The organism is Microbacterium sp. Cr-K20 (genome assembly GCF_000708325.1).
Lineage (GTDB): Bacteria > Actinomycetota > Actinomycetes > Actinomycetales > Microbacteriaceae > Microbacterium.
The window spans coordinates 1-9,900 of record NZ_JARE01000032.1 but is presented as its reverse complement, the minus strand read 5'-3'; the positions used below and the strand labels follow the sequence as shown (position 1 = coordinate 9,900).

General features: G+C 68.8%; 11 protein-coding genes. 7 read left to right on the top strand and 4 right to left on the bottom strand.

Translation table 11 applies throughout. The annotated features are described in order from the left end of the window. Positions 1-770, bottom strand: a 770-nt coding sequence (locus tag GZ67_RS0105525; protein ID WP_197024976.1) for a 6-phosphogluconolactonase, incomplete at its 3' end; no start/stop codon positions are given. 138 nt (positions 771-908) lie between these two features. Between GZ67_RS0105525 and GZ67_RS0105520 the strand changes: the two genes are divergently transcribed. The 7 genes from GZ67_RS0105520 to GZ67_RS0105490 all read left to right on the top strand — a co-directional run bounded on the left by GZ67_RS0105520 (position 909) and on the right by GZ67_RS0105490 (position 8,332). Continuing rightward, positions 909-1,925 (top strand): LacI family DNA-binding transcriptional regulator, encoded by a 1,017-nt coding sequence (locus tag GZ67_RS0105520; RefSeq protein WP_029263123.1) that lies wholly within the window; start codon positions 909-911, stop codon positions 1,923-1,925. A 33-nt stretch (positions 1,926-1,958) separates the two neighbouring features. Beyond that, entirely contained in the window at positions 1,959-2,960 is a 1,002-nt protein-coding gene (locus GZ67_RS0105515) for a Gfo/Idh/MocA family protein (RefSeq protein WP_029263122.1), read from the top strand. A 68-nt stretch (positions 2,961-3,028) separates the two neighbouring features. Next, positions 3,029-4,060 (top strand): Gfo/Idh/MocA family protein, encoded by a 1,032-nt coding sequence (locus tag GZ67_RS0105510; protein WP_029263121.1) that lies wholly within the window; start codon positions 3,029-3,031, stop codon positions 4,058-4,060. Positions 4,061-4,075: 15 nt separating this feature from the next. Next, positions 4,076-4,939: a Gfo/Idh/MocA family protein gene (locus GZ67_RS0105505; RefSeq protein ID WP_029263120.1), complete on the top strand. Its 864-nt coding sequence runs from the start codon at positions 4,076-4,078 to the stop codon at positions 4,937-4,939. A 233-nt stretch (positions 4,940-5,172) separates the two neighbouring features. Beyond that, entirely contained in the window at positions 5,173-6,450 is a 1,278-nt protein-coding gene (locus GZ67_RS0105500; protein ID WP_029263119.1) for an extracellular solute-binding protein, read from the top strand. Further along, positions 6,450-7,430: a carbohydrate ABC transporter permease gene (locus tag GZ67_RS0105495; RefSeq protein ID WP_231481700.1), complete on the top strand. Its 981-nt coding sequence runs from the start codon at positions 6,450-6,452 to the stop codon at positions 7,428-7,430. Before GZ67_RS0105500 ends, GZ67_RS0105495 begins: the two co-directional genes overlap by 1 nt. Beyond that, complete coding sequence (locus GZ67_RS0105490; RefSeq protein ID WP_081859895.1) at positions 7,427-8,332, top strand: carbohydrate ABC transporter permease; 906 nt, start codon at positions 7,427-7,429, stop codon at positions 8,330-8,332. The genes GZ67_RS0105495 and GZ67_RS0105490 overlap by 4 nt, the downstream gene beginning before the upstream one ends. Before the next feature lie 77 nt (positions 8,333-8,409). Here the strand turns inward: GZ67_RS0105490 and GZ67_RS0105485 are convergent, their stop codons facing one another. The 3 genes from GZ67_RS0105485 to GZ67_RS20740 all read right to left on the bottom strand — a co-directional run. After that, on the bottom strand, positions 8,410-9,075 hold the full coding sequence (locus GZ67_RS0105485; RefSeq protein ID WP_051662361.1) for a hypothetical protein: 666 nt from the start codon (positions 9,073-9,075) through the stop codon (positions 8,410-8,412). A gap of 20 nt (positions 9,076-9,095) precedes the next feature. Then, entirely contained in the window at positions 9,096-9,536 is a 441-nt protein-coding gene (locus GZ67_RS0105480) for a helix-turn-helix domain-containing protein (RefSeq protein ID WP_051662360.1), read from the bottom strand. Between the two features lie 182 nt (positions 9,537-9,718). Next, positions 9,719-9,900: hypothetical protein (locus tag GZ67_RS20740; protein ID WP_036330150.1), on the bottom strand; the 182-nt coding region annotated here is incomplete at its 5' end.

Genomic DNA, 9,900 nt, shown 5'->3' with positions numbered 1-9,900 from the left:
GGGGCCGCCACGGCCGGTGCGGGATGCAGCAGCGATGCCGCGTCGCGGTCGACGTGCACCTCGCAGCGCGAATGCCGCCGCAGCACGGTGCACGGCCAGTGCGAGCTGATCGGCTCTTCGACCAGGGCCCGCACGGCCTCGGCCTTGCGGGCATCGGGCACGGCGCACACGAGGTGGGCGCCGTTCATCAGCGCCGGGATGGTCAGCGTCAGTGCGTGGGTGGGCACGGCCTCGAGCGTATCGAAGCAGTCGTCGTCGACCTGCTGCACGCGGCTGGCGAGGTCGAGCTGCACCACGCGCACGGGGCACGGGTCGCCGAGGTCGGCGTCGGGCGGATCGTTGAACGCGATGTGGCCGTTCACGCCGATGCCGAGGCACACCAGGTCGATGGGCCCTTCGGCGAGCAGGGCCGCGTACTCCTCGGTCGCCGCCTCCGCGCCGAGCTCGGTGCGCATGGGGTGGAATGCGGCGGGCTGCACCGCATCGACGAGGTGGGTGCGCAGCCAGTTGCCGAAGCGCTGGGGGGCCGCGGGGTCGAGATCGAGGTATTCGTCCATGTGCAGGATCGTGATGCGGTCCCACGGCACGTCGGGCTCGGCGGTGAGGGCTCGGTACACGTCGAGCTGGCTGGGGGCGGCGGCGGCGATCATCCGAGCGGTGCCGCGAGCGGCCACGGCTTCGCGCAGCGTGCGCGCCGCCGATCGCGCGGCGGCAGCGCCCATCGCGGCGCGGTCGGGGTGGGCATGCAGGGCGAACGTCGTCGTGCTCATGATTCGCAAGATTAATGCAACCGCTTGCAAAGTCAAGCCCCCGCGTGCGATCCGTTTCGCGTTCTCGCCGCCCCCACGAGGAGATTCCCGAGGGTTCGCACGCGCGCAGCCACGGTGCACGGGCTTAGTGTGTGTGACGTGACAGGCAACAGGAAGACGGCATCGACGTCGGTGACGATCGGCGACATCGCCCGCGTGGCCGGTGTCTCGCGGTCGACGGTTTCCCGCGCGTTCAGCCGCCCCGAGCTGCTGAACCCCGAGACGGTGCGACGCGTCAAGGCCGCGGCCGACGAGCTCGGCTACGTCATGAACCACGCCGCGCGCGCGCTCTCCACCGGTCGCTTCGGCAACGTCGCCGTGGTCGTCCCCGACATCGCCAACCCGTTCTTCCCGCCGCTCGTGCGGCGCGTGCAGACGCTGGCCGACGCCGCCGGCTACGCGGTGTTCCTCGGCGACTCCGACGAGATCGCCGACCGCGAGGCCAACCTCACCTCGCGCCTCAGCGCCCAGGTCGAGGGCTTCGTCCTGGCCTCCCCGCGCCTCGACGAGGACCGCATCCGCGAGCTCGACGCGTCGCGCCCCGTGGTGCTCGTGAACCGCGACATCGAGGGTCTGGCGCGGGTGCTGATCGATCCGAGCGGAGGGCTCGACGAGGCTGTCGCGCACCTGCATCGCCTCGGCCACACCCGCGTGGTCTACCTGTCGGGACCGCGCGAGTCGTGGTCGGACCAGCAGCGTCGGGCCGCTCTCGCCCGGGCCGCCGAGCGCGCGGGACTCGAGGTCATCGTGCAGGAGTTGGGGCGCCCGAGCTCGGCCGGCGGACGCGACGCGGTCGGCGGCATCCTCGCCTCCGAGGCGACAGCCGTGATCGCCTTCGACGACGTGGTCGCCCAGGGCGTGATGGCGGGGCTCGCGCTGCGCGGCATCGACGTCCCCCGCGACATCAGCGTGATCGGATGCGACGACACCCTCGCCTCCGGCACGCATCCGGCCCTCACCACGATCTCGGCCGCGTCGGCGGCGGCGGGTGATGCGGCGGCCGAGCTGCTGCTCGGCGTGCTCGCCAGCGGGGAGCGCTCGGATGCCCGCGTGACGATCGCCACGCACCTCGTCGTCCGCGCCACCACGGAGGCTGCGCGCACGATCGGCGGTTGACCGTGCAACCGGTCGCATGATTTACTGTCGCCCATGCCTCGGATCGCGATCATCGGTGCCGCCCATCCGCACGTGGACTACGTGCTCGACGAGCTGACCCGCGCCGACCGCGCCGCGTTCGAGCTCGTCGGTATACAGGACTCCGACCCTGCTGTCGCAGAGCACCACGCCGCCCGCTTCGGCGTTCCCGCCTTCGACCGCGCCGAGGATCTGCTCGCCGAGGGCGTCGACGTCGCCGTGATCGCCGGTGTCTACGGAGCGCGTGGCGCCGATGCCGTCGCCGCGCTCCGTGCCGGTGCCCATGTGCTCGCCGACAAGCCGCTGTGCACCTCGCTCGCCGAGCTCGACGAGATCGAGGCCGTGGCCGCCGAGGTCGACCGCACCGTGAACCTGCTGCTCGAGAAGCGCGGTTACCCCGAGACCCTCGCCGCACTCGACGTCGTGCGCGCCGGAGAGCTGGGCGAAATCGTCGGCGTCACCTCATCGGGCCCCCACAAGCTCAACCGCGCCCAGCGCCCGGGCTGGTTCTTCGACCCGGCGCAGTACGGCGGCATCCTGACCGACCTGTCGGTGCACGACCTCGACGCCGCGCTCCTGTTCGCGCCGGCCGACGAGGGCGTGATCCGGGGAGCCGTATCGGCCCCGCTCGACGGCGCCCAGGGATTCACGCGCTACGGCTCGGCCACCCTCACGACGCCGAACACCGTCGTCTCCGCCGAGGTGAGCTGGCTCACCCCGCAGGCCTCCGACGTGCACGGCGACTACCGGCTGCGCCTGGTCGGCACCCGCGGGACCGCGGAGATCTTCTGGGCCCGCGGCCGCGTCGAGGTCACCACCGACGATCAGCCGACCCGCGCGCTCGATCTGCCGCCGGGACGACGTCCGGCCGAAGAGGCACTCGACGCCTTCGCCGACGGGCGCACCCCCGAGGTCGGAACGCGGGATTCGCTCGCCCCGACCCGACTCGCCCTCCTCGCCCAGGCATCCGCCGACCAGGGCGGCACCGCGCTGGCCTGGTCGCGCCCGGCCGACTGAGACTCGCTGACCGAGCCCCGCCGACTGCGCCGACACCTCCGGCATCCACCCCCACGACAGGAGACATCATGACCGAACCGCTGCGCATCGCGATCGTCGGCGCCGGGGTGATCGGCGCCGTCCACGCGCGTCTCGTCGCGGCTCTCGGCGACGCCGGCGTGCTCGCCGCGATCGTCGACCTCGACGAGGCGCGCGGGCGTGCGCTCGCCGAGCAGTACGGCGTGCCGTTCCACGCGTCGGCCGCCGAGGCCTATCGCGCCGAGAGCGTCGACCTCGCCGCGATCTGCCTGCCCAGCGCCTTCCACGCCGATGCGGTGGCCGCCGCCCTCGACGCGGGGGTGGACGTGATCGTCGAGAAGCCGATCGACGTCACGCTCGAATCCGCCGATCGGGTGCGGGCCGCCGAACGCACCTCCGGACGCACGGTCTCCGTCATCAGTCAGCGCCGCTTCCAGCCGGTGGCCTCCTTCATCCGCCGCTCCATCGACGAGGGCGCGCTCGGACGCGTGACATCGGGTGTCGTGGAGTCGGCGTTCTTCCGCCCGCAGGAGTACTACGAGTCCGGAGACTGGCGCGGCACCGCGGCGATCGACGGCGGCGGTGCACTCATGAACCAGGGGATCCACGCACTGGACCTGCTCCTGTGGATGCTCGGCACCCCGGTGTCGGTGAGCGCGAAGACCGGCCGTCTCGCGCACGAGGGCATCGAGGTGGAGGATGTCGCGGGCGCCACGATCGAGTTCGAGAGCGGCGCCATCGGGCTGCTGCTCGCCAGCACCGCGGCGTACCCGGGGCTTCCGGTGCGCCTCGCCGTGCACGGCTCGCAGGGCACCGCGGTGATGGAGAACGACGGGCTCGCCTTCTTCGCCTCGGCCACCGCGCCGCAGCCCGATGCCGACTCGCTCGTCGAGCACGATGTGCCGGAGGGGTGGAGCGACGTCGACATGGCGCATCGCCGGCAGTACCTCGACGTCGTGCGGGCGATCCGCAGCGGCGGTCGCCCCGCCATCACCACCGACGACGGCCGCCGGGCGCTGCAGGTGGTGCTCGCCGTGTACGAGTCCGCCCGCACCGGTCGTCCCGTCGACCTCCACGAGTGAAAGAGGATGAGAGACATGGAAACGAAGAACGTCGCGATCGTCGGCATCGAGAACAGCCACGCCGAGGAGATCATCCGCTACCTCAACGTCGAGCGGCCGGATGACGTGCCGGTGCGGGTGGTCGCGCTCGTCGCGGGTGAGGATGACCGCACGCGCGAGCTCGCGGAACTCGGCGGCATCGAGCAGATCGTCGCGGAGTCGGGCGACCTGCTCGGCAGCATCGACGCGCTCATCGTCACCTCGCGCGACGGGGCGCTGCACCGGGCGCACGCCGTGCCGTTCCTCGAGGCGGGAACGCCGGTCTGGGTCGACAAGCCGCTCGCGGCGAGCATCGCCGATGCGCACGAGATCGTCGCCGCGGCCGAGCGTGGCGGCACGGTGCTCACCTCGTCGTCGGCGCTGCGCTGGGTGGCCGACACCGACGCGATCGCCGAGGGCCTCGGATCGATCGGCGAGCTGCAGGCGGTCACCGTGACCGGACCCGCGGATGCGGCCAGCCCGTACAGCGGCATCTTCTTCTACGGCATCCACATCGCCGACGTGGCGCAGCGTCTCGTGCCGGGGCAGCCCGAGGACATCGACGTGCAGCGCCTGCCGGGAGGGGTCGTCGCCCGCTACCGGGTCGGCGGCGTGCTCGTCACGCTCGAGTTCATCCGCCCCGACGGCGATGGCCAGGTGCCGTTCCGCGCGACGGCCGTCGGCGGCCACGGGGTCATCAGCCGCGACATCGTGCTGGGTGCCGACTACGTGCAGCCCGGCGTGGACGCGTTCGCCGGCATGCTCGCGACGGGGGCAGCCCCGATCCCCACGGCGCAGCTTCTCGCACCGATCTCGGTGCTGGAGACCGTCACCCGCGCCACGGCGGCCATCGCCGTCTGACCTTGTGCAACGCGGTGCAGGGATCACACCCCCGAAGGTCGTGATCGCTGCACCGCGCTCCCCGCAACCACTGACTTATCCCTGGTAATCAAACAGAAACACAACCGTTACACCCTCTTCAACGAAGAAGCTATTGTAATGCAACCGTTTGCACGTTAGCGTGAGAAACGGTTGAACCACCCGTTCATCGGGCGCCTTTCGGGCCCGTCGAGGAAGACCATGGAGGAACGAGAATGGCAAGACGCACCTTGATCGCGGCGGCCGCTTCACTGGCCGCGGTGCTGGCCGTCACCGGCTGCAGCTCAGGCACCGGGAACGACGGAGGCGACGCCGACAGCGGAGACCTCCGCGTGTGGCTCATGCAGGACTCCGTGTCCGAGGATGCGGTCGCGTGGCTCGAAGACGAGTTCGCCGCCCAGAACCCCGGCTCCACACTGACTGTGGAGATGCAGCCCTGGGATGACATCGTCTCCCGGCTCCAGACCTCGCTCGCGAGCGAGTCCGAGACCCCCGACATCGTCGAGATCGGCAACACCAAGACCGCGACGTTCGCGAACGTCGGGGCGCTCGCCGACATCTCCGACCTGTACGACGAGGTCGACGGCGACGACCTGATCCCCAGCTTCGTCGACCAGGCGACGCTCGACGGCAAGACCTACGCCTACCCGCTCTACGCGGGCACCAGCGTCGTCTTCTACCGCACCGATCTGCTCGAGAAGGCGGGCATCGCCGCTCCCGAGACGCTCGACGACCTGGTCGCCGCAGCCGCCACGGTGCAGCAGGCGAACCCCGACGGTGTCGAGGGCTTCAAGGGCATCTACTTCCCCGTCGTCGACGTGCACGGGCTCGAGGGCTGGCTGTTCTCGCACGGCGCGAACTACGCCGAGGAGAAGGACGGCGCCTGGGTCAGCGGACTCGACACCCCCGAGGCCAAGGCCGCGCTCGAGCAGATGCAGACCATCTGGCAGGGCTCGGCCCTCGGCGCGCTCGACGCGAAGGAGACCGCGGGCAACCCCTGGGTTCCGTACAACAACGGCGAGGTCGCGATGTTCTCCTACCGCGTGTTCGCGCAGGACAGCATCTCTCCCGAGCTCGCCGACGTCACCGGTGTGATGGCGCTTCCTCCGGTCGAGGCCGGCGGCGAGAGCCACCAGTTCCTCGGCGGCTCCAATGTCGGCATCGCCGCGAAGTCGTCGCAGCAGGAGCTCGCGAAGAAGGCCATGAAGCTGATCCTCAGCGAGGACTTCATGACCCAGCTCGCCGAGGATTCCGGCTGGGTCCCCGGCAACACCACCTTCGCGTCGGCCATCCCCGACGGCATCGTCGACGCCGAGCTGCAGCAGCAGATCGCCGAGACGAGCGCCCTCACCCCGGCGGCACCGAACTGGGCGATCGTGGAGGGCAACAACATCCCGGTCGACCTCTACTCGGCGATCGCCAAGGGTGAGGACATCGACGAGGTGGTCACGCGCATCGGCGCGAAGATCGAAGCGACCCTCAACGGCGACTGATGATGACCACTCCCGTGATCGATGTCGAGGTCGCCCCCGAGGCGTCCCCGCAGCAGCCCGCTCCCCGCACGCGGCCGCGCCGCGCGCGGGGAGCGCTGCTCCCGTACCTGCTGATCGCGCCGCTCCTCGCGGCGGTGCTGATCGCCCTCGGCTGGCCGCTGCTGCAGCAGTTTGTGATGTCGCTGCAGAAGTTCGGGCTGGCGCAGCAGTTCGGCCAGGAGCCCGAATGGGTGGGCCTGGCGAACTACGGCAGGATCCTGACCGACCCCAACATGTGGGTCGTGTTCTTCCGCTCCGTGCTCTTCTGCGCCGTGTGCGCGTCGCTGTCGATGGTGATCGGCATGCTGATCGCGCTGCTGCTGACGAAGGTGAGCAGCTGGGCCCGCATCGCCCTGCAGGTGACGCTGCTGCTCGTGTGGGCGACGCCGGCGCTGGTGACCATGGTCATCTGGCAGTGGCTGTTCGACGCCCGCTACGGCCTGGTGAACTGGGTGCTCGCGCGCATCGGATTCCCCGACATGGCCGGCTTCCCGTGGACTTCCACTCCGATGGGCGTGTTCACGATCGCCGCGATCACCGTCATCTGGGGCAGCCTGCCCCTGATCGTGTTCATGATCTACTCCGCCCTCACCCAGGTGCCCACCGAGGTGCTCGAGGCGGCGGAGCTCGATGGCGCGGGACCCTGGACGCGCTTCCGGCACGTCACGATGCCGCTCATCACCCCGGCGGTCATGATCGTCGGACTCCTGCAGATCGTGTGGGATCTGCGCGTGTTCACGCAGATCTACGTGCTGCAGCAGGCGGGCGTCTCGATCGAGGAGACCAACCTCCTCGGCACCTACATCTACCGGATCGGCATCGGCCAGGGCGAGTACGGCGACGCGTCGGCTCTCGCGACGATCGTGCTCATCCTCACGCTGCTGCTCACCTGGAAGTACATCGCGAAGATGTTCGCCCAGCAGAAGGAGGTCTCGGAATGAGTGCCCCGACCATGACCAGGACCACCGACATCGCCGCCGTCGTGCCGCCGCGCTCGCGCCGGACCATCGGCAATCGCAACGACGCCCGCCGGCGCACCTGGAACGGCGTCGCCGTGGCCGCCGCGCTGCTCCTCGTCTTCCCGATCTACTGGATGGTGAACACCGCCCTCTCGGACAACGAGGAGCTGTTCTCGCGCACACCGCGGTTCTTCCCGTTCCCGCTGAGCTTCGACAGCTTCGCCGGCATCCTCGCCGACAGCGGCTTCTGGTCGGCGCTCGGCATGAGCGCGGGCGTGACCGTTATCGTGGTCGTGGTCGCCGTGCTGTTCGGGTTCTTCGCCGCCATCGCGGTGAGCCGCTTCCGCTTCAAGGGCGGCGGGCTCATCATCCTGCTCGTGCTCATCGTGCAGATGATCCCGACCGAGGCGCTGTTCATCTCGCAGTTCCGCATGCTCGACGGCTGGCACCTGCTGAACACGGTCGGCGGCCTGTCACTGCTCTACATCGGCACGGTCGTCCCGTTCACGGTGTGGCTGCTGCGCGGGTTCATCCACGGCATCCCGGCCGAGCTCGAAGAGGCGGCGATGGTCGACGGCTGCAGCCGGTTCGGGGCGTTCATGCGGGTCACGCTGCCGCTGCTCGGACCGGGCATCGTCACGGCATCCGTCTTCGCGTTCCTGCAGGCGTGGAACGAGTACACCCTGGCCCTCGTCGTGATGACGAAGCCGGGCAACGCCACCCTGCCGCTGTGGCTGCAGACGTTCAGCAGCGAGCTGTCGGCCACCGACTGGGCCGGCATCATGGCGGGCGCCACGCTGATCTCGGTGCCCGTGGTCATCCTGTTCCTCTTCGTCCAGGGTCGCCTGGGCGCGGGCATGATGGCCGGTGCCGTCAAGGGCTGATGCACCGCAGACGCCGAAGAGCGCCGGTCCTTGGGAATCGGCGCTCTTCGTGTGCGTGGGGGCCAGCGGGGGGTGGATCAGCGGGCGTGGTCGGTGAGCACCCCGAGCACGGCGGATGCTTGCGGGGCAGGTGCTGCGAGGATCAGCTCGTCTGCGATTCCGTGTGTCGACTCACCAGCGGCGAGGTGCTCGAGGTGCAACCGAATACATTCCGCGAACCTCGGACAGCCTGCTTCCTGCAGCTTGACGTCGAGGCGTTTCGCGTTCTCACGCCCCGCGTAGTACTTCAGCTGCCGAATGATCACGCTATCCACTGCTGAGGGCATATTCGCTGCGGCCAACATGAAGAACGTATCCGCAGTGTGGACTTCGTAGGGGAGAAGATCGGTGTCGATTTTCTGGAAGCCGGTGTCATCGGCGATGAGGTATGCGGAGTTGACGAACGTGGCGGCGGCGTGAATGTGCTGGTCGTGTTCGTCGTCGCCGGGGAATTCGATGGCGGGAAACGCGTCGATGACATCGTCGAAGTACTCGCGGATGCGTTTCTGGATCTCCCCGGTGAACTCACCGGGCGCTGCAGGCTCACTCTTTCGCAGATGATAGAGCGCTTCGGTGAGACTGTCCTCGGAGGTGCACAGTGCGAACATCCCCCCACCGGTTTCGATGCGCAGGAGCATCAACCAGTCACGCAACGTCTTGGAGTACAAGACATTGGCGTCGACGAATGCAACGGGTACGCGCACCCCGCCAGGCTATCCGTCTTCTATTCGTCTTCGTTGTCGCCTAGCGCGAGCAGATCGTCGGCCATTGCGCGTCGCGCAAGCTCGCGCTTCTCGCGGAGTGCGCTGATGTCGGCCGAGCGAACTCTGTGATGGGATCCGGCCATGACTGCCTCAAGTTCACCGCTCCGGATGAACTTCATCAGCGTCGGTCTCGAGACTCCGAGCATTTCGGCCGCGGTGATGGTCGACAGCAGTTCTGGGACGGTGTGTACGGTGAGCTCTCCGCCTAGCGCGACACGCGTCAGCATGTGGCTGAACAGGTCGATGATTGCGGGGTCCATGGTGACCGTGCGACCCGTGCTGGTGGTGAACGTCAGCTCAACGATCTGCTCGTCACGTGCCGCTTGCACAGCTTCGACGGCGCGGTCCTTGAGCGCGTCATCAACCAGAAGTGTCCCTCGCGTGAGGAGCGTGGAAGACATGACATCCTTCTTTCGATCGGTGAAGCCGTCGATATCCGCAACAACAGTTTCACTTACAACTGAAACCCTACGCATTCGTTGATGCTCTGTCCAACGCGATTTCTGAAGCTGTGCACAGCTGTCCCGATGAGAGTTGATTGCTACACCCTCCGATGACGTGCGCGTCAACGCCACATGCGAGGTCAGCCGATGTGGCGCGGGAGTATCGCGACGACGGCCGGGTCCGCGGCGAGATCGGGTGCGAGCAGGTCGAGCAGAGCGCGATGCGGATCGACGGCGGATGCTCGTGCGGCCAGCTCCTCCGCGGCGACGTCGTCGAGCGCACGTCCCGCGTGCACCTCGGCGATGACGAACCGGGCCCAGG

Excerpts from the sequence above, each read along its gene's own strand:
- GZ67_RS0105500 (WP_029263119.1), top strand. The coding sequence starts at position 5,173 with ATGGCAAGACGCACCTTGATCGCGGCGGCCGCTTCACTGGCCGCGGTG.
- GZ67_RS0105495 (WP_231481700.1), top strand. The coding sequence starts at position 6,450 with ATGATGACCACTCCCGTGATCGATGTCGAGGTCGCCCCCGAGGCGTCC.
- GZ67_RS0105510 (WP_029263121.1), top strand. The coding sequence starts at position 3,029 with ATGACCGAACCGCTGCGCATCGCGATCGTCGGCGCCGGGGTGATCGGC.
- GZ67_RS0105515 (WP_029263122.1), top strand. The coding sequence starts at position 1,959 with ATGCCTCGGATCGCGATCATCGGTGCCGCCCATCCGCACGTGGACTAC.
- GZ67_RS0105505 (WP_029263120.1), top strand. The coding sequence starts at position 4,076 with ATGGAAACGAAGAACGTCGCGATCGTCGGCATCGAGAACAGCCACGCC.
- GZ67_RS0105490 (WP_081859895.1), top strand. The coding sequence starts at position 7,427 with ATGAGTGCCCCGACCATGACCAGGACCACCGACATCGCCGCCGTCGTG.
- GZ67_RS0105480 (WP_051662360.1), bottom strand. The coding sequence starts at position 9,536 with ATGTCTTCCACGCTCCTCACGCGAGGGACACTTCTGGTTGATGACGCG.